The organism is Microbacterium trichothecenolyticum, from assembly GCF_000956465.1.
GTDB classification, from domain to species: domain Bacteria; phylum Actinomycetota; class Actinomycetes; order Actinomycetales; family Microbacteriaceae; genus Microbacterium; species Microbacterium trichothecenolyticum.
The window spans coordinates 43190-62767 of sequence record NZ_JYJA01000031.1; the positions used below are offsets into that span (position 1 = coordinate 43190).

The window sequence follows — 19578 nt, forward strand, 5'->3', positions numbered from 1 at the left end:
CCTCCACCCGTGGCATCCGCTCTTCTGCATGCCCGTCGGAACCCACCGCCGGAGGGGCTTCCTCCGTCACCTGCGCACGGCGGAACGCGCCGATCGCGGGCACCGGTGACGGACCGACCGGGTGGCCGGCGCTCTCGGGCGCGGCCGGGCGGAGCCCCGGCTCAGTAGACGTCGCGGACGTAGCGCTCGTCGGCGGCGAGCCCGCGGACGTACTCGGCGGCGGCCTCCTCGGAGAGCTTGCCGTGCTGCTGGGCGATGGCGACGAGCGTGGCGTCGACATCCTTGGCCATCCGCATCGCGTCACCGCACACGTATACGTGCGCGCCGTCGTCCTGGAGCCAGCGCCACAGGTGGGCGCCGTGCTCGATCATGCGGTCCTGCACGTAGATCTTCTGCCGCTGGTCGCGCGAGAACGCGACGTCGAGGCGCGTGAGGAAACCGTCCTCGTGCATCTCAGCGAGCTCGTCCCGGTAGTAGAAGTCGCTCGCGGCGTGCTGCTCGCCGAAGAACAGCCAGTTGCGACCGGTGTGGCCGTCGGCCCGACGATCCTGCAGGAACGCGCGGAACGGCGCGATCCCGGTGCCGGGGCCGATCATGATCATCGGGATGTCGCCGGCCGCTGGCGGGCGGAACGCGGGCGAGCGCTGCAGGTATACCGGGGCGGCGAGGGCGTCGCCGTCCGCGAGGAAGGTCGAGCACACGCCGCCGCGCGCGCGTCCGGAGTCGGTCTCGAAGCGGACCACGGACACCGTGAGCTCCACGGTGTCGGGATCGGTCTTGGGGCTCGACGAGATGGAGTACTGGCGGGGCTGCAGTCGCTTGAGCGCGCCGGCCCATTCCGCAGCGGTGGCTTGCACGGGGAAGTCGCGCACGAGATCGACCGCCTGCTGGCTCCACAGGAACTGCTCGAGGCGCCCCTTGTTCTCGCGCCGCAGCAGACCGTTGAGCATGCTGTCGCCGCTGCGCTCCGCGATGAAGCGCACCAGGTCGACGGGGGTCTTCGTGATGTCGAGGCGCGTGCGCAGGGCGCCGGCGAACGTGCGCTCCTCGCCGTCGACCTCCACGATCTCCAGCGGCGGGATGCCCGTCGCAGCGAGCCACTCTGCGACGACCGCCGGCGCGTTGGCGCACACGACGCCGAGCGAGTCTCCGGCCTCGTACGTCGCGCCCGAGTCCGAGAGGTCGAACGCGAAGCGCCGCACCTCTTTCTGCGAACCGGGCCCGCTCAGCAGATCGTTGCGCACGAGCGGCGCCTGCACGGGATTGGCTCGGCTGAACAGACGCTTCGCCGGCGGAGCCTGCAGAGCGACGGATGCCGCACCCGTCGTCCCCTCCGCGGCCAGGGTGTCGAGGATCTGGGCCAGCCACACCTCGCGCGGCTCGTCGGCGTCGGGCTCGAGATCGACCCGTTCCAGGAGTGCGGTCGCGCCGAGCTCGCCCAGGCGAGCATCGAGCCGGCGGCCGTGACCGCAGAAGTCGTCGTAGTTGGAGTCGCCGAGCGCGAGCACCGCGTAGCGGAGACCGGACAGCTCGGGCGCTCCGTCGGCGTTGAGTTCATGCCAGAGCGCGGCGGCATTGTCGGGCGGTCCACCGTCGCCGAACGTGGACGTGACCACGAGCAGACGCTTCACCGCCGTCAGGTCCGTCGCGCGCAGCTCCGCCATGCTCCGGGCACGTGCGGGGATGCCGCGCGCGCCGAGTGCGGCGGTCGCCGCCGTGGCGAACTCCTCGGCGTTGCCCGTCTGCGAGCCCCAGAGCACGACGACCTCGTCCAAGCCCCCGGTCCCCGGCATCCCGGTGCCGACGGACGTGCGGGAGAACGCCCCCGCGAGCACGCCGTCGAACCACGCCCGCACGAGCCCGCCGAGCGGCGCCTCGACGGGCAGCACCGGCACCTCGCCCGGGGCGAGCACCACGGACCGCACCGTGGACAGGAAGCCGGCGAGGTACGCGCCCTCCAGATCGGTCAGCTGCGGCGGTGCGAGGGCCACGCCGGCGCTCGCGAGCGCCTCGTCGGCGGATGCGGTCGGCGCTCCTGCTCCCCCGACCGCCGGGCCGACCCGGCGCAGAGTCACGGCGGCGAACTTGAACTCCGGCTGCGCCGACAGCGGGTCCACCGCGTCGCTCGTCACGGCATTGACGGTGACGTACTCTCCGTGCTCGTCGTTCCAGTGGAACGGCGCGAACAGTCCGCCCGGCTGCACACGGTCCGTGAGCACCGCGGGCACGACGAACCGGCCGCGGCGCGAGGCGACCTCGACCTGATCACCCTCGGCGATGCCGAGCCGCTCGGCATCGACCGGGTGCACCTCGACGAACGGTCCGGGATGCAGCTTCGCGAGCTTGGCGACGCGGCCGGTCTTCGTGAGCGTGTGCCAGTGGTGCGGGAGGCGCCCCGTGTTGAGCACCCAGGGATAGTCGTCGTCGGGAAGCTCGGCCGGTGCGAGGTGCGGCCGCGCGAGGAACTGCGCGCGCCGCGAAGGCGTCGCGAACGCCAGGCGCGGCACCGTGCCGTCGTCCTGCACGTGCAGCGACTGGCTCACCCCGTCGTTGAGGTACCGGATCGGATGCCGCGTCGCGGTGTCGTCGGGCGGTGCCGGCCATTGCACCGGCGTCTCGCGCAGGCGCTCGTAGGTCACGCCGCGCAGATCCCACCCGGTCTGGGGGTTCCAGAAGCGGCGGATCTCGTCGAACACCTCAGCGCTCGTGGCGAAGTCGAACCCCTCGAACCCCATCGCACGGGCGATCTGGCAGATCATGAGCCAGTCCGGCTGCGCCTCGCCCGGCGCGTCGATGACGTCACGCACAAGCGTCAGGGTCCGGTCGCTGTTCACCGTCACGCCCTCGGCTTCGACCCACAACGTGGCCGGCAGCAGGATGTCGGCGTATGCGGTGGTCGCGGTCTCGGTGTAGACGTCCTGCGCGATGACCAGCTCGGCGGTCTCCAGCGCCTCGATCACCGTCTTGCGATTCGCCACCGAGGCGACAGGGTTGCTGCAGATGATCCAGACGGCCTTGATCTCGCCGTCGGCCGCACGGCGGAACATGTCGATCGTTCCCGAGCCCGACTCTGCGCGGATCGCGCCTGATTCCAGCCCCCAGACGTCCTCGACGAACGCGCGGTCGGGCGCGCTGAACACGGCGCGCTGGCCGGGCAGACCCGGCCCCATGTACCCCATCTCGCGCCCGCCCATCGCGTTCGGCTGTCCGGTGAGCGAGAACGGGCCGCTCCCGGGACGGCAGATCGCGCCGGTCGCCAGATGGAGATTGCAGATGGCGTTCGTCGACCAGGTGCCGTGGGTGGACTGATTGAGGCCCATGGTCCACAGCGTCATCCACTCGCCGGCCTCGCCGATCCAGCGGGCGGCGGTGCGGATGTCGTCTTCGGCCAGTCCGGTCAGCTCCGCGACCCGCGCCGGCGGGTACTCGGCGAGGAGCTCGTCCATGTGCTCCCACCCCTCGGTGTGGGCGGCGATGAACTCCTCATCGATGTCGCCTGCCTCCACCAGGAGGTGCAGCAGGCCGTTCAGCAGCGCGAGGTCCGTGCCGGGCCGGATCTGAAGGAACAGATCCGCGCGCTCGGCGGTCGTGGTGCGACGCGGGTCGACGACGATGAGCTTCGCGCCTTGCTTCAGCCGGTCGGCCATGCGCAGGAACAGGATGGGGTGGCAATCGGCCGTGTTCGAGCCGATCACGAAGAAGAGGTCGGTGCGGTCGAAGTCCTCGTACGATCCGGGCGGCCCGTCGGCACCCAGCGACTGCTTGTAGCCGGTGCCGGCCGACGCCATGCACAGCCGCGAGTTCGACTCGATGTGGATGCCCCGCAGGTACCCCTTGACCAGCTTGTTCGAGAGGTACTGCGCCTCCATGCTCATCTGCCCCGAGACGTACAGCGCAATCGAGTCGGGGCCGTGTTCGTCGAGGATCGCACGGAGGCGGGCCGCGGCATCCGTCACCGCATCAGAGACCGCAACGGGCACCGCGGGCTCGCCGCGGGACGGCCGCACGTGCGCCGTGGTCATGCGACCCGGAGCCTGCATGAGCTCGGTGTGGGTCGCGCCTTTGGTGCACAGCCGCCCGCCGTTCGTGGGGTGCGCGCGGTCGCCCGTCACCTTCGCGATGGCGAGCGGATGCCCCGCCCCGGCGTCCGAGGTCGTCACCGAGATCCCGCAGCCGACGCCGCAGTAGGAGCACACGGTGCGCACTTCGCCCATGGCTTCGATGGTCCCGGACGGAGGTTCCGAGGTGTTTCCCGCCGTGTTTCCCGCAGATCACATCTGCCGCACGCTCAGCGGCTGCGCGCAGTGAGGACGAGTCAGTCGGTGGAGTCGTCGGCGTCGGGCGCGGAACGAGACTCGTCGGCGTCGTCCGGGATCTCTTCGAAGAGTCCTGCCGGCGGGGTCACGATGACGCGACCGCCCGCGATGTCGACCTCGGGCACGATCGCCCTGACGAACGGCACGAGCACCTCGTCGTCGCGGACCTTCACGATGAGCAGGTCCTGCGACGGGAAGTGATCCACGCGCGCGACCTTGCCGACGATCTCACCGTCACGCACGACGTCGAGGCCGATGAGCTGGTGGTCGAACCAGGCGTCCTCCTCGGCGGGCGAGGCCTGCATGTCTTCGTCGACCCAGAGGATCGCGCGGATGAGCCCTTCGGCCGCATCGCGGTCGTCGACGCCCTCGAAGAAGGCGACCGGGTGGCTGTTCATCCACTTGAACTCGCGCACCGTGAGGGGCTTGCCGTGCCACGGCGACGACTCGGGCACCTGGAGCGTGAACGTCGCGCCGGGGACGAAGCGTCCGTCAGGATCGTCGGTGTACAGCTCGAGCTTGATCGCGCCCTTCAGGCCGTGCGCCTTCACGAGGCGGCCGACCCGGAGCTGCGTCTTGCCCGCGGGGGGAACTGCGTTCACGGGCTTGCGGGCGTCTGCGCCCGATCCCGTGGTGTCGCCGGCGGACACCTCAGTCGTCCGCGACGTCGACGCGCACGCGGCGGCCGTCGGCGAGGGCAGAGATGAGGGTGCGCAGGGCTTTGGCCGTGCGGCCGCCGCGCCCGATCACGCGACCCCGATCGTCGGGGTGGACGTGCACCTCGAGCACGTCGCCTCGCGGCGACGTGGACGAGTCGATGCGGACGTCGTCCGGGTGATCGACGATCCCCTTGACGACGTGTTCGAGCGCGGCGGCGAGCAACGGATTACTCGGCGGACTCGGCGGCGGCGTCGGCCGCGTCGGTCGCCTCGTCGGCGGGAGCCTCGGCGGGCTCCTCAGCCTTCTTCTCAGCCTTCGGCTTGACGACCGACTTCTTCGAGGCGTCGACCTCGAAGGCGGCCTTGTCTTCACGGGTCTTCACGGTCGAGACCGCGTTCTTGTCGCCCTTGAACTGGCCCCAGTCGCCGGTCAGCTTGAGGATGGCGAGCACCTGCTCGGTCGGCTGGGCGCCGACGGACAGCCAGTACTGCGCGCGCTCCGAGTCGACCTCGATGAACGAGGGCTCCTCGGTGGGGTGGTACTTGCCGATCTCCTCGATGACACGACCGTCGCGCTTGGTGCGCGAGTCGGCCACGACGATGCGGTAGTAGGGCGCACGGATCTTGCCGAGGCGCTTGAGACGGATCTTGACAGCCACGATTCTCCTGAATGTGTGGAAAGTGATTGAACCGGTCGCCTGGAGCGTGGGGTGCACACCCGGCGGAAGCTCTGAAGGAGGACATCACGCTGGATAGAGGGTCGAGCGTGTGGTCCAGCCCTCTATTCTGCCAGATGACGAACCATGCCGTGAACCAAGGGGGTGCGGCGGGTCCCCGTGTCAGACTGTGCCCATGACGGTGCCCTTCGCGACATCCGCCCGATCGTCCGTCGGTCTCGAGTGGGAACTGATGCTCGCCGATACCGCGACCGGAGACCTCATCCCGCGCGGGCCCGAGCTGCTCGCCGCGCTCGAGGAGCGATCGACGCTGGAGCGCTACACGGTGACCGGAGAGCTGCTGACCAACACCGTCGAGTTGACCAGCGGTATCGGCGACACGGTCGCCGCCGCCGTCGACGACATCGCCGACGCGATCGCCGAAGTGCGCACCTACACCGACCCGCACGGCATCGATCTGCTGTGCGCCGGCAGCCATCCGTTCGCGCAGTGGTACGACCAGAGCGTCACCGACAAGACCCGGTACCACAAGCTCATCGAGCGCACCCAGTGGTGGGGTCGCAACATGATGATCTGGGGCATCCACGTGCACGTCGGCGTCGACGACGTCGACAAGGTGTTCCCGATCATCAACGCCCTCGCCGTCTACCTGCCCCACCTCCAGGCGCTGTCGGCGTCGAGCCCGTTCTGGGCGGGTGACCGCACCGGGTACGCATCGAACCGCGCCCTCGTCTTCCAGCAGCTGCCCACCGCGGGACTCCCCTGGCCGCTGCACGACTGGAGCGAGTTCGAGGGCTACCTCGACGACATGGTGAAGACGGGCGTGATGGAGGACGCCACCGAGGTGCGGTGGGACATCCGCCCGGCCCCCCGCTGGGGCACGATCGAGGTCCGTGCCTGCGACGGGATGTCGACGCTCCCGGAGCTCGCCGCGGTCGCCGCGCTCGTCCAGGTGCTGGTCGAGCACTTGTCGCGACGCCTCGACGCGGGGCTTCCGCTCGAGACGATCCAGCCCTGGTTCATCCGCGAGAACAAGTGGCGGGCTGCCCGGTACGGCCTCGAGGCCCGCGTGATCGTGGATCACCTGGGCACGCAGCGCCCCGTCGTGGAACACCTCCGCGAAACCCTGGAGGAGGTCGGGGACATCGCCGTCGAGCTGAAGTGCGCCCGCGAGCTCGAAGGGATCCAGACGATCCTCAGCGATGGCGCGAGCTACTCGCGTCAGCTCGCGATCGCCGACGCCGCGGACGGGGACCTCCGTGAGGTCGTACGTCACCTCGTGGGCGAGTTCCGTTCGGGCCCCACCCTGCGCGAGCACCTCGCCGCGCTCGGCCACTGATCCTGCGCAGACGTGTGAGGGCGCGGATGCGGCGGCCCGCACGCGGGCCCACGCGCCCGGAGACTCCGGGCGACGCGCCGGCGGCGCGTGCAGGTGACGTGGGGACTGTGGCTTCCGATGTCAGCCGCGGCCGAGCATCTTCTGCAGCTCGGCGAGGTCGGCCTCGGTCGGCGCGCCCTTCGCGCCACCGCCGCCGAGCCCGAAGCCGGATCCGGTCGGCGCATCCGCGGCCTGAGCCGCGATGCCGGCGTTCTCTGCGGCGCGCTTCGCCGGATTGCCCGAACGCGAGCCCTTGGCTTTCTGCTGCTTGCCGCGCTTGGACGACGCGCCCGGACGCCCGGCGCCCGGGATCGGACCCATGCCGGGGATGTTCGGCACGCCGCCGCGGGCGACGGTCTTCATCATCTTCGCGGCCTGGTCGAATCGCTGCACGAGCTGGTTGACGTCGGTCACGGTCATGCCCGAACCCCGCGCGATGCGCAGTCGGCGCGAGCCGTTGAGGAGCTTCGTGTTGCGGCGCTCGGCAGGCGTCATCGAGCGGATGATCGCCTCGGTGCGATCGATCTCGCGCTCGTCGAAGTTCTCGAGCTGATCCTTCATGGACCCCATGCCCGGGAGCATCCCGAGCATCTTCTTCATGGAGCCCATCTTGCGCATCTGCTGCATCTGCGCAAGGAAGTCCTCGAGGGTGAAGGTCTCGGTCGCGAGCTTCTCGGCGACCTTCAGCGCCTCCTCCTCGTCGAACGCCTGCTGTGCCTGCTCGATGAGGGTGAGGATGTCGCCGAGGTCGAGGATGCGCGACGCCATGCGGTCGGGGTGGAACGCCTCGAGGTCGTCAAGACCCTCACCCGTCGACGCGAAGATGATCGGGCGTCCGGTCACCGACGCCACCGACAGAGCGGCGCCACCACGGGCGTCGCCGTCGAGCTTCGAGAGCACGACACCGGTGAAGTCGACGCCGTCCTGGAACGCCTTCGCCGTGTTGACGGCGTCCTGACCGATCATCGCGTCGATGACGAAGAGGACCTCGTCGGGATCGGTCGCCTTGCGGATGTCCGCGGCCTGCTTCATGAGCTCGCTGTCGACACCGAGCCGGCCGGCGGTGTCGATGATGACGACATCGTGCTGCTGGCGGCGGGCGACCTCGACGCCGTCCTTGGCGACCTTGACCGGGTCGCCGACGCCGTTGCCCGGCTCGGGAGCGTAGATCGCGGCACCGGCGCGCTGGGCGACGACCTGCAGCTGGTTGACGGCGTTGGGCCGCTGGAGGTCGGCGGCGATGAGAAGCGGCGTGTGGCCGTCCTTTTCGAGCATCTTCGCGAGCTTGCCCGCGAACGTCGTCTTTCCGGAGCCCTGGAGGCCCGCGAGCATGATGACGGTCGGCGGGTTCTTGGCGAACTGCAGGCGACGCTGCTCGCCGCCGAGGATCGCGATGAGCTCCTCGTTGACGATCTGCACCACCTGCTGGGCCGGGTTCAGAGCCCGGTTGACCTCGTCGCCGAGCGCACGCTCGCGCACCTTGGCGGTGAACTCCTTGACGACGGGCAGCGCCACGTCGGCGTCGAGCAGGGCGCGCCGGATCTCGCGGACCGTTCCGTCGACATCCGCGGGCGTGAGCTTGCCCTTGGTGCGGAGGTTGCGGAAGGTCTCGGTGAGCCGGTCGGAGAGGGTGCCGAAAGTCGCCATGATCCCCCGATTCTACGGGAGCGCGCCACATGCTTCGCCGTGCGGTGTCGCCTCGTCCTCGACGCCCGGTTCGTTCAGCTGCGAGCACCCTCCGGTGCCCGCTCATAGCCGTACGGGGTGAGCGTGAGCTCTGCCTGACCACCAGTGAGAGCGCGCAGGTCGAGCACGTACCGCGCGAGCTCCGCGTCCGGAACGATCGCAACGACGCGGGTGCGTCCGTCTGCGTCCGTCTCAGACTGGACCACGCGACCTCGGCGTCCCGACAGGTCCGTCAAGACCTGCCCCTGCTCAGCCGCAGGCACGAGGACGACGACCGTGGAGACGGGTTCGAGCAGAACGGCACCCGCTTGCGCGAGCGCCGCCCTGACACCGATGGCCGCGGCGGTGCGGAAGGCCATCTCCGAGGAGTCGACCGAGTGCGATTTGCCGTCGTACAGCTCGACGCGAACGTCGACGACCGGGTGCCCGAGCGTGCCTCCGGCAGCAAGCGCGTCACGTGAGCCCTTCTCGACGGCCGGGATGTACGAGCGGGGAACGGCACCGCCGACGACGGAGTCGACGAACTCGAAACCCCCTCCGGGAGCAAGCGGGGAGACCCGCAGCATGACGACTGCGAACTGCCCGTGTCCGCCAGACTGCTTCTTGAGCTTCCCCTCGGCCACCGCGCCGTGCGCGATCGTCTCCCGGTAGGCGACCGGCGCCGGGCCGGTCGTGACATGCACGCCGAGCACGCGAGCGAGCCGCTCGACGGCGACGGCCACATGCGTGTCGCCGAGTCCGCGCAGGATCGTGTCGGGCCCGACGCGATCCACGACGAGCGTGGGGTCCTCGGCGAGGAGGCGGCCGAGCGCTGTCGTGAGCTTCGTGTCGTCCGACTGCGACACCGGCTGCAGGCTCATCGCGAACACCGGCGGCCGGGCGGGCAGGCGCGCGGGGCGGGCGTTCATCTGAGGCCGACTCCACAGCAGCGAACCCGAAGGCGTGCCGGCGAGCTTCGCGACGGCGCCGATCTCACCTGCTCGCAGCGCGTCGACCGGCAGGTGGTCGGCCCCCCGAAGCCGGAACAGCGCCGGCATCCGCTCCTCGACGCCCGTCGTGGCGTTGCGCAGGCGATCACCGGGTCGCAGGACTCCGGAGAGCACCTTGAGCATCGCGATCTGACCCACGAACGGGTCTGCCACGGTGCGGAACACGTGGACCAGCTTGTCGCCCGTAGGCTCGGGTGCGACGCTGTGCTCGCTGCCTCCCCCGCCGTCTTCGTCGACGCCGAGAATGATGCTGCTGTCACGCTGCGACACGGCGGGGGCGAGCTCGCACAGGAGATCGAGCACGCGGTCGACGCCCGCCCCGGTCATGGCGGAGCACACGACGACGGGCACGCCGTCGCGGGCGGCCACGGTGCGGGCGAGCGTGCGCCCGAGTTCGGCTGCCGCCGGCTCGCGTCCCTCGAGGTACGCCTCGAGCTGGTCGTCGTCCCGCGACACGATCTCCTCGGTGACCGCCTGATGCAGGCGATGCTCCTCCTCTGCGAGGTCGGCGGGCACCGGTTCTTCGTGCCGGCCGCCGTCGGCGTCGTAGAGCACGGCCTGCTCCGTGAGGACGTCGGCGACGCCCTGGAACGACTGCGCCTCCCCGACGGGCAGCTCCAGCGTCCAGATGCGGTCGCCGAACTCGCCGCGGAGCTGGTCGAGCACTCCCCGGAACGACGCTCGCGCGCGGTCCTCCTGCGTCACGACGACCACCCGAGCCACGCCCGCGCCCTCCGCGGCGGCCCACGCGGTCCGGGCGCCGGCGGTCACGCCGTCGATGGCGCTGACCACGAGCACCGCCACATCGGCGACCGCGAGCGCGGCGTCCACGGCGCCCGCGAAGTCCGGGTGCCCGGGTGTGTCCAGGAGGGTGACTCCGCAGTCCGCGTCGCCGACACGCCACGACAGCCACGCGGGTGTCAGCCCGAGCGTCGTATGCCGCGCGATCTCCTCGGGTTCGTGATCGCACACGGTCGTGCCCTGCTCGATCGCCCCCCGCCGCGAGATCGCTCCCGAACGGTGCAGCAGCGCCTCCGCCAGCATCGTCTTGCCCGATCCCGTCGCGCCGATGAGGGCGACGGAGCAGTGCATGGAGAGTGCGGATGCCGATTCCACGATGACCTCCCACGACGATGTGCGCTGGGCACCATCGTGCACCGTCTCCGATCCGGCTGCCAGAGGACTCCGGAGGAACGCCGTCCAGCGGGTGGTCAGTCGGCGGGACCGAGCTCCTGGAAGAGCGTGAGCTGCAGCCCGGCGGGGCCGCGCAGGCGCGCGTTGACCGAGCGCCAGGGCGTCTCGCGCGCGGATGCCTCGATCTCGGCGCCCGCGTCGGCCAGCCGTGACGCGGTGGTCGCCGTGTCGACCACCTCGAGGGCCAGACGGATCCGGTCGCTCGGAGCATCGCCGTCGGTCTCGACGCGGTCGATGAAGTCCACCTGGGCGGGATTGGCGATCTCGAGCGTCGCGCGACCGGCCGCGAGGATCGCGACTCGCGCGCCGCCGTCCGCCTCGTACGCCTCGGCCTGCGGCATTCCGACGACGTCGCGATAGAACGCGAGGGTCTGGTCGAACGCCGCCGCCTGCACCACGACGCGAAGCTGAGCGACGTCGCCGACCGGAGCCGTCGACGAGACGGGTGACGCCGCGTCGGCCGCGAGGGAGAGGAAGCGGACGAGCGACGTGCGTCCGGCGCCGTCGTGCGCCCACGCCTCGATGGCGGCGAGCACCGCGCCGCCCCACGCCGCTCCGGCGACCTCGGAGCGAACGCGGTCGGCGCCGCCGAGCAGCAGGCGAGCAGCGACCGCTCGCGCCACACGCGCTCGCCGCAGCGCGGCATCGCGCTCGTACTCCGCCTCCAGACCCATCGCACCGGCGTTCACGATCCCGAGGGCGAGGCTGTCGGGCGCGAAGGACTCGGCGATGCCCAGCGTCGCGGCGCGAACGGCGGCGGGGGCATCCGTTCCATCCGCTTCTTCGAGGCGCTGCTCGAAGACCGTGAGCCTTTCGTCGAGTCCTGCCCAGAGCACGTCCGACTTCGATGAGAAGTAGTTGAAGAAGCTGGATCGGCTGACTCCGGCACGACGGGCGATGTCGACGATCGACGTCTGCTCGTACCCCTGCTCGAGGAAGAGCTCGCAGGCGGCCTCGGCGATGGTCTCGCGCGACGACGCCTTGGGGCGCCCCGCGCGCGGCTCGGTGGACATGAAGCCCACCCTATTGGCCGCTTTCGGCGCGCGCCCGGCGATGCCAGGGGATCGGCGTCACCGCGCACGGCGGATGTATTGTTGGACGCGATCCATCAATCGCCGCCAGCGAACAGCGAAGGAGCACGATGCTCGACATCCAGACCGTCGGCCTCTCCCCCGACTACGTGCCGTATCTCGACGGCTGGGCGCTGCAGCGCAGCCTTCACGCCGACATCGTCGCGGGGACCCGGTCCGACACGCTCCTGCTGCTCGAGCACGAGCCGGTCTACACCGCGGGGGCGCGCACCGCGCGCCACGAGCGGCCGACCGACGGCACGCCGGTCGTCGACGTCGACCGCGGCGGCAAGATCACGTGGCACGGACCCGGCCAGCTGGTCGGCTACCCGATCGTCCGCCTCGCCGAGCCGGTCGACGTGGTCGCCCATGTGCGCCGGCTGGAACAGCTGCTGATCGACGCGCTGCACGAGTTCGACGTCGACGGCTACCGGGTCGAAGGACGCAGTGGAGTGTGGGTGCGGCGCCCGCTCGGCGAGGACAAGGTCGCGGCCATCGGCGTGCGCGTGCAGCGTGGGGTCACGATGCACGGCTTCGCGCTGAACTGCGACAACTCGCTGGCAGGGTTCCGCGGGATCATCCCGTGCGGGATCACGGATGCCGGGGTCACGACCGTCAGCGAGATCGTCGGCGCCGACATCTCCCCGAGCGACGTGATCGACACCGTGTCACGGGTCTTCGCCGACGACTTCGCGGGGGTGCCGGCATGAGCGCCTGTGGCACGCCGGGCTCGGCATCCGCCCCCTCGTCCGCTCCCGACGGGCGCAAGCTGCTTCGTCTCGAAGTCCGTAACGCGCAGACGCCGATCGAGCGCAAACCGGAGTGGATCAAGACCCGGGCCAAGATGGGGCCGGAGTACCAGGCGCTGCACTCGCTCGTGAAGACCGAGGAGCTGCACACGGTCTGCCAGGAAGCAGGCTGCCCGAACATCTACGAGTGTTGGGAGGACCGGGAGGCGACGTTCCTCATCGGCGGCTCGCAGTGCACCCGCCGGTGCGACTTCTGCCAGATCGACACCGGCAAGCCCGCCGACTACGACACCGACGAGCCCCGCCGCGTCGCCGAGAGCGTCGTACGCATGAACCTGCGCTACGCCACGGTCACCGGCGTCGCCCGCGACGACCTGCCCGATGGAGGCGCATGGCTGCACGCCGAGACGGTGCGCGCCATCCACGCCGCGAACCCGAACACGGGCGTCGAGATCCTCGCGACCGACTTCAACGGCGACCCGTCGCTGCTCGGCGAGGTGTTCGACAGCCGCCCCGAGGTGTTCGCGCACAACGTCGAGACGGTGCCCCGCATCTTCAAGCGCATCCGCCCTGCGTTCCGGTACGAGCGCTCGCTCGACGTCCTCACGCAGGCCCGGGATGCCGGCCTCATCACCAAGTCGAACCTGATCCTCGGCATGGGCGAGGAACCGGAAGAGGTCGTGCAGGCTCTCGAGGACCTGCACGCGGCGGGCACCGACATCATCACGATCACCCAGTACCTGCGGCCCTCGCCTCGCCACCTGCCGGTGGCGCGTTGGGTCAAGCCGCAGGAGTTCGTCGAGTTCAAGGAGGAGGCCGAGCGCATCGGGTTCCTCGGCGTACTGGCCGGACCGCTCGTGCGCTCGTCGTATCGCGCGGGCCGCCTCTGGGCGCAGTCGATGATCTCGAAAGGCCGCGAGGTTCCGTCCCATCTCGCTCACATCGCGGAGGACGTGCACGTCGACCGCGGGTTCGCGCAGGCGGTCTGAGGGCGGGCGGACGCTAGTCGGCGCTCGTCACCGACAGCACGCCGCCGTCGGAGTCGAGGTTGACGAGCAGCACGTCGTCGGTGGCGTCGGGGTCGAGTGCGTACTCGAGAACGGCGAACGGGTCGGAGCCGCCGTGCTCGTCGGCGAGGATCGTCATGCTCATCAGCTGCAGCGAGCGGATCACGTCGATGTGCACATCGCCCGAGATGTCGACGAGCGTGTCTTCGAGCGCGTCGCCGAGCGCCTCCTGCTGCTGCAGGATGTACTCGGTCACTTCGCTGGTGCGGTCGCTCAGCTCGTTCACCATCGCATTGCGGGCGCTGCGGTCGATGTCCTCGATCGCGGAGATGAGCGCTGCGGCCACGTCGAGAGCCGCCTCCGAGACGTCGTCCTGGTCGGGAGCCGTGAGATCCACCGTGACGGACTGGTCTCCCAGTTCGACGTTCTCCGACCAGAAGATCGATCCGTCAGGCCCCGATTCGAGGAGTCCGAAGTAGTCGTGCTCGATCGCCATGACCCCATGAAACCGCAACGAGCGCGTCCGCGATAGTCCGACCCCGGCATGGCGCGGATTCGGTCGGATCTCCACCGCGATTCAGTCGACGAGGGATGCCGCGAAGACGTGCGGAGTGAAGCCCGTGAGGTCGCCGATGCCCTCGCCCTGGCCGAGCAGCTTGACCGGGATCCCGGTGCGCTCCTGCACGGCGAGGACGAAGCCGCCCTTCGCCGATCCGTCGAGCTTCGTGAGGACGAGGCCGGTGACGCCGGCGTGCTCGAGGAACGCCTGCGCCTGCATGACGCCGTTCTGTCCGGTCGTCGCATCGAGCACGAGGAGCACCTCGCTGATGGGCGCCTGCTTCTCGATGACGCGCCGGATCTTGCTGAGCTCGTCCATGAGCCCGCCCTTGGTGTGGAGGCGTCCGGCGGTGTCGACGAGCACGATCTCGGTACCGGTGCTCTTGGCGTACTCGATCGTCTGGAAGGCGACGGATGCCGGATCCTGGCCCTCCTGCTGCGGCCGGACGATCGTCGCGCCGCCGCGCTCCGCCCACGTCGCGAGCTGGTCGACCGCCGCGGCCCGGAACGTGTCGGCTGCGCCCACCACCACCGATCGGCCGTAGCGCTGCAAGAACTTCGCGAACTTGCCGATCGTCGTCGTCTTCCCGACGCCGTTGACCCCGACGACCAGCACGACGGCCGGTCGCTCGGTGAGACGCAACGTGGTGTCGAACTTCGCGAAGTGCTCCTCGAGGGTCTCCTTCAGCATCCGCTGGAGGTCCCTCGGGTCGGTGGTGCGGTAGCGCTCCACCTTCTCGCGCAGCTCGTCCACGATGCGCTCCGTGATGTCGGGGCCGAAGTCCGCGGTGAGCAGCGCGGTCTCGAGGTCTTCCCACGTCGTCTCGTCGATGGTCGGCTTGACGAACATTCCGCGCAGCGCGCGTCCGAGCGACCAGGAGCTCTCTGCCATGCCTCTAAGCCTAGGGTCCGCTCACGAGGCCACGCGCTCTGCGATGCGCTGGCCGACCACGGCCGACACGCCGTCCTGCCGCATCGAGACGCCGTAGAGCGCGTCGGCGATCTCCATCGTGCGCTTCTGATGCGTGATCACGATGAGCTGGCTCGAGGCGCGCAGCTGCTCGAAGACGCCGAGGAGGCGCCCGAGATTCGCGTCGTCGAGGGCGGCCTCGACCTCGTCGAGGATGTAGAACGGGCTCGGGCGGGCCTTGAAGATCGCGGTCAGCAGCGCCACCGCCGCAAGCGACCGCTCGCCGCCCGACAAGAGTGAGAGCCGCTCGATCTTCTTGCCCACGGGCCGGACGGCTACCTCGATCCCCGTGGTGAGGGGCGAGTCCGGATCCGTGAGCGCGATCGAGCCGGTGCCCCCAGGGAAGAGGATCGGGAACACCTCGCCGAACGCCACCTTGGTGTCTTCGAACGCAGCGAGGAAGATCGTCTGCATGCGCTCGTCGAGCTCTTCGATGATCGTGAGCAGGTCCTTGCGCGTCTGGGTGAGATCGGCCAGCTGCTCCGTCATGAACTTATGACGCTGCTCGAGCGCTTCGAACTCCTCGAGCGCGAGCGGGTTCACCCGGCCGAGCTGCGCCAGCTTGCGCTCGGCCTCCTGCAGGCGTCGGCGCTGCTGCGGGCGATCGTAGGGAACGGTCCCCACGCCCCCTCCAGGCGCCGCCGGCGCGTCGCCCGGAGGCTCGGGCCGCGTGGGCCCAGCTGCGCCCTCGGGGGCGCCCGCATCTCGGAGCGGCTGAGCGACCGGATCGACGGGAACGGGCTGATCCGGACCATATTCCGAAACAAGAATGTTCTCGTCGAGTCCCAGCTCAGACTGCACCCGCTCGAGAAGGCCGGTGACATGGAGACGCTTCTCGTGAATCTGCAGCTCCAGGCTGTGAACGCTCTCCGTCAGCCCTGCCAGCCGCTCCCGCACCCCGCTCTCCTGTGCGCGGAGCTCGGCGAGCTCGGCCGTCACCGCCGTGCGCTCCGACTCCGCAGCGGCCAGCTCGGCACGGGCCTGCGCGAGGGAACGGTCGACCGAGTCGATGACGGCGGGCAGATGCCCCGCGACGCCCGCGGCGATCTCGCGCTGCGCGCGACGGACCACGGCGCGGCGCGCCGCCTCTGCCGCCGCATCGCGCTCACGTTCACGCTGGCGCTCGAGCGCCACCACCCGCGCTTCGCCTGCCCGGATTCGTTCGCGGAGCGTCTCGACGTCGAGGCGAGAGCGCATCTCGCCGTCGCGAGCCTCTTCGAGCGCCGCGAGCATGCCCTCGCGCGCGGAGGCGTCCAGGATCGGACGCGGGGCTTCGAGTGCCGAGGTCAACTGGTCGTCTGCGGACCGCGCCGACGCCTCGGCCTCCGCGACGGCCGCGGCCGCCTGGGCGAGCCCCGCGGCGAGTCGATCGCACTCGGCGACGGCGGCCTCATGCCGGAGCGTCGCCCGGTTGACCTGCTCGGCGTGGGCCGCAAGAGCGGCGTCGTGCTCGCGAAGGGTCGCGAGCGCGGTCTTCGTGCGCAGGCGCGCCGACTCGAGCTCGCGCGTCGCGTCGGCCAGCGCGGCGCGCAGCGAGTCCGCCACGACGGCGATCTCGTCGCGGCGGTCGGCCGCGGCATCCCGTTCCGCCGCGAGCTCCAGTCGCGATCGCGAGGCCCCCGCGCCCGCGCGGAGCGAGTACTCGGTGTACACCTCGCCGCGGCGGGTGACGAGGGTGATCGGGCCGCCCAGCTCGGCATTCGCCAACGCGGGACCGGCGTCGCGCGCGGTATCGAGATCGTCGGCCACCATGACGTACGACAGCAGGGCGAGCACGCCCTCAGGAGCCGTCACGACCTCTCGTGCCGGAACCACACCGCGCAGCGACGGGAACGGCGGACCCATCACGCTCGCGGTGGCGATCACGATGTCGACGACACCGGCTTCGGCATCGCGCGCGGCGTCCGCCAACGTGAACGCGCTGTCGCGGTCTTCGACGAGGACGCCTTCGGCGATCGGTCCCAGCACCGCCGCGATCGCGGCCTCGAACCCCGGCTTGACCTGCACGGCGTCGCCGACCAGCCCGCGGACGCCGTCGCGCCCGTCCGCGATCAGCGACGAGGCGCCGTTCTTCACATCGAGCGCCCGGCTCAGCGCTGCCGTCTGCGCCGTAAGCGCCTCACGTTCGCGTTCCGCGGCGTGCAGGCGCTCACGGAGCGAGGAGACCGTGGCCTCGGACTCCGAGGCGTCGCGCTGCGCCCGGTCGTATGCCGCTGCGTGATCGGCCGAGGACTCCTCGGGAACGAGGTCGGGGTCGACGCCGGCGAGGATCTCCTCGGCCTCCGCACGGCGTGCGAGCGCGGCATCCAGCGCCTTCTGCTGACGCTCGACCGCGGCGCGCACGGCAGCGAGAGCGGATGACGCAGCCTCCGCGGTACCGCGCAGCGCGGTGATGCGCATGTCGTGGTCCGAGACCAGCGCGCTCTGCGCGGCGATGTCGACGTCGAGCGCGTCGAGTTCGGCGCGGGCGCGCACGACGCCGCGCGCCGCCTCGGCGGCGGAATCCTGTGCGGCGCCGAGGCCGTCCGACACGACGTCGATCTCGGCGCGTGCCTCGTCGATCATCGCCTGCGAGACCGTCGTCAACTCGATGCGGTCCTCGTCCTCGGCGTCGCCCAGGAGTGCGAGTCGCTGACCGGCCAGGGCGTACAGACCGCGCAGGCGCTCCTGCACCCGCTCGAGCCCGAACGCCACGCGGCGCGCCTGGTCCACGCTCTCGGATCGCTGGTCGCTCTCGAGCTGCTCGATGCGCACGCGAGCGTTGTCGAGCCGATCCTGCAGCACCATGCGCTCGGCATGCCGCTCCTGCTCGCTGTGCGCGTGCGAGGCGAGCTCGGCGCGCAGGCCCACGATCTCGTCGGCGAACAGACGGGCCTTCGCGTCGCGCACGACCGCGGCGATCGTCGCCGCTTCACGGGCGATCTCGGCCTGACGCCCCAGCGGCTTGAGCTGCCGACGCAGCTCTCCCGCGAGGTCGCTGAGCCGTGTGAGGTTCGCCTCCATCGCGTCGAGCTTTCGCAGGGTCTTCTCTTTGCGACGGCGGTGCTTGAGGATGCCGGCCGCCTCCTCGATGAAGCCGCGGCGGTCTTCGGGCGTCGCCTGCAACACGCTGTCGAGGCGACCCTGTCCGACGATCACATGCATCTCGCGACCCAGCCCGGAGTCGCTCAGCAGCTCCTGCACGTCCAGCAGGCGGCAGGACTCGCCGTTGATCGCGTACTCGCTGGAGCCGTTGCGGAACAGCGTGCGGCTGATCGTGACCTCGGAGTACTCGATCGGAAGGGCGCCGTCGCTGTTGTCGATCGTGAGCTGCACCTCGGCCCGGCCGAGCGGCCCGCGCGTCGCGGTGCCGGCGAAGATGACGTCCTCCATCTTCCCGCCGCGGAGCGTCTTGGCGCCCTGCTCCCCCATCACCCACGCGAGCGCGTCGACGACGTTGGACTTGCCGGAGCCGTTGGGACCGACGATGCAGGTCACGCCGGGTTCGAGGGCGAAGGTCGTCGGCTGGGCGAACGACTTGAACCCTTTGAGCGTCACGCTCTTCAGGTGCATGGATTCGCCTTCCACCCCGGTCGTTTACCCGCCTACGCTACCCGAGCAAGCCTCCGCTGCCGGGAGGACCGGCCGAGGGGCATCCGGATGCCGCGACACGCCATGAGATCACCGAATCTGCGAGAAAGCTTGACGCGGGTATCCCGCAGCCGCTAACGTAACTCTCTGCGTCTGAAGTCGAGAAAGGAGGTCCCCCGATGATGCTGATGACTCCAACCGGAATCGCCGCCCGTGATGGCGGAGCGATTCGTGCCGTCGCGTCGGGGACCGTCTCCTTCGGCGCTGTGCTGAGCGGCCGCTTCCCCGCCGCCATCTGATCCCCGCAGGGGACGAGTCTGCCCGTTTTCGGGCGACGACCGTCTGCTGCGCCGCACCCGCTTCGCGGTGCTGAGCGCTCTCCCCCTGCAACCACCTCCCGTCGTGCTGCGGCACGGCATCCCCCGCCTCCGGCGCCTGCCCGAGGCATCCCTTCCACAACCGGAAAGAACGCTCATGAATACTCTCCTTGCGCCGCAGCGCCGCTCGGGCCTTCCCGATACGCTGCGGCTCCCGAGCCGCGACACCCGCACATCGCTCCTGGACCGCCTCGCCCTTCACCTGGGTGTGCGGCTGCTGCTGTGGAGCACCCGCACGCCGCGGCTCGCGGACGACCGCCGCCGGCACGCTCAGACGTACCGGCATCAGGAGGCCACCGCGCAGCGTGAACGCGCCTACCTCCGCGAGGCCAGCCTCGCTCCCCGGCCGTGACGGCCACCGGGTCCGCCGCCCGCATG

The 19578-nt window shown here is 70.4% G+C and carries 14 protein-coding genes; 4 read left to right on the top strand and 10 right to left on the bottom strand.

Annotated features, from left to right (window positions below; genetic code table 11):
• Nucleotides 1-161: 161 nt before the first annotated feature.
• From RS82_RS07100 to rpsP, 4 genes are all read right to left on the bottom strand, one after another.
• Nucleotides 162-4214: a bifunctional nitrate reductase/sulfite reductase flavoprotein subunit alpha gene (locus RS82_RS07100; RefSeq protein WP_045297899.1), complete on the bottom strand. Its 4053-nt coding sequence runs from the start codon at nt 4212-4214 to the stop codon at nt 162-164.
• Between the two features lie 101 nt (nt 4215-4315).
• The gene (rimM, locus tag RS82_RS07105) at nt 4316-4918 is read right to left on the bottom strand and encodes a ribosome maturation factor RimM (protein WP_045298003.1); all 603 of its coding nucleotides are present in this window, start codon (nt 4916-4918) and stop codon (nt 4316-4318) included.
• A gap of 49 nt (nt 4919-4967) precedes the next feature.
• Entirely contained in the window at nt 4968-5198 is a 231-nt protein-coding gene (locus RS82_RS07110) for an RNA-binding protein (RefSeq protein WP_045276246.1), read from the bottom strand.
• A gap of 4 nt (nt 5199-5202) precedes the next feature.
• Nucleotides 5203-5634 carry a 30S ribosomal protein S16 gene (rpsP, locus tag RS82_RS07115; protein WP_045297900.1) on the bottom strand — a complete coding sequence of 144 codons (432 nt, stop codon included), beginning with the start codon at nt 5632-5634 and terminating at the stop codon, nt 5203-5205.
• A gap of 193 nt (nt 5635-5827) precedes the next feature.
• Here rpsP and RS82_RS07120 point away from each other — a divergent pair, with 193 nt between their 5' ends.
• Nucleotides 5828-6991 (top strand): glutamate--cysteine ligase, encoded by a 1164-nt coding sequence (locus RS82_RS07120; RefSeq protein ID WP_045297901.1) that lies wholly within the window; start codon nt 5828-5830, stop codon nt 6989-6991.
• A 120-nt stretch (nt 6992-7111) separates the two neighbouring features.
• Here the strand turns inward: RS82_RS07120 and ffh are convergent, their stop codons facing one another.
• The 3 genes from ffh to RS82_RS07135 all read right to left on the bottom strand — a co-directional run bounded on the left by ffh (nt 7112) and on the right by RS82_RS07135 (nt 11912).
• Nucleotides 7112-8677 carry a signal recognition particle protein gene (ffh, locus tag RS82_RS07125; protein ID WP_045297902.1) on the bottom strand — a complete coding sequence of 522 codons (1566 nt, stop codon included), beginning with the start codon at nt 8675-8677 and terminating at the stop codon, nt 7112-7114.
• 74 nt (nt 8678-8751) lie between these two features.
• A complete protein-coding gene (locus RS82_RS07130; RefSeq protein ID WP_342666933.1) occupies nt 8752-10821 on the bottom strand; it encodes an elongation factor G in 2070 nt (689 codons plus the stop codon).
• A gap of 95 nt (nt 10822-10916) precedes the next feature.
• Entirely contained in the window at nt 10917-11912 is a 996-nt protein-coding gene (locus RS82_RS07135) for a TetR family transcriptional regulator (RefSeq protein WP_045298005.1), read from the bottom strand.
• Nucleotides 11913-12040: 128 nt separating this feature from the next.
• Between RS82_RS07135 and lipB the strand changes: the two genes are divergently transcribed.
• Both lipB and lipA read left to right on the top strand, forming a co-directional pair.
• On the top strand, nt 12041-12679 hold the full coding sequence (lipB, locus tag RS82_RS07140) for a lipoyl(octanoyl) transferase LipB (RefSeq protein ID WP_045297903.1): 639 nt from the start codon (nt 12041-12043) through the stop codon (nt 12677-12679).
• Nucleotides 12676-13707 (top strand): lipoyl synthase, encoded by a 1032-nt coding sequence (gene lipA / locus RS82_RS07145; protein WP_045297904.1) that lies wholly within the window; start codon nt 12676-12678, stop codon nt 13705-13707. Before lipB ends, lipA begins: the two co-directional genes overlap by 4 nt.
• Before the next feature lie 13 nt (nt 13708-13720).
• On the opposite strand, the gene RS82_RS07150 is transcribed toward lipA, so the two are convergent.
• The 3 genes from RS82_RS07150 to smc all read right to left on the bottom strand — a co-directional run bounded on the left by RS82_RS07150 (nt 13721) and on the right by smc (nt 18805).
• Nucleotides 13721-14221 (bottom strand): DUF2004 domain-containing protein, encoded by a 501-nt coding sequence (locus tag RS82_RS07150; RefSeq protein ID WP_045297905.1) that lies wholly within the window; start codon nt 14219-14221, stop codon nt 13721-13723.
• Nucleotides 14222-14302: 81 nt separating this feature from the next.
• Nucleotides 14303-15175 carry a signal recognition particle-docking protein FtsY gene (ftsY, locus tag RS82_RS07155; protein WP_045297906.1) on the bottom strand — a complete coding sequence of 291 codons (873 nt, stop codon included), beginning with the start codon at nt 15173-15175 and terminating at the stop codon, nt 14303-14305.
• Between the two features lie 21 nt (nt 15176-15196).
• Nucleotides 15197-18805: a chromosome segregation protein SMC gene (smc, locus tag RS82_RS07160; protein ID WP_045297907.1), complete on the bottom strand. Its 3609-nt coding sequence runs from the start codon at nt 18803-18805 to the stop codon at nt 15197-15199.
• Between the two features lie 492 nt (nt 18806-19297).
• On the opposite strand from smc, the gene RS82_RS07165 reads away from it, so the two are divergent.
• Nucleotides 19298-19552: a hypothetical protein gene (locus tag RS82_RS07165; RefSeq protein ID WP_045297908.1), complete on the top strand. Its 255-nt coding sequence runs from the start codon at nt 19298-19300 to the stop codon at nt 19550-19552.
• Nucleotides 19553-19578: the final 26 nt, after the last annotated feature.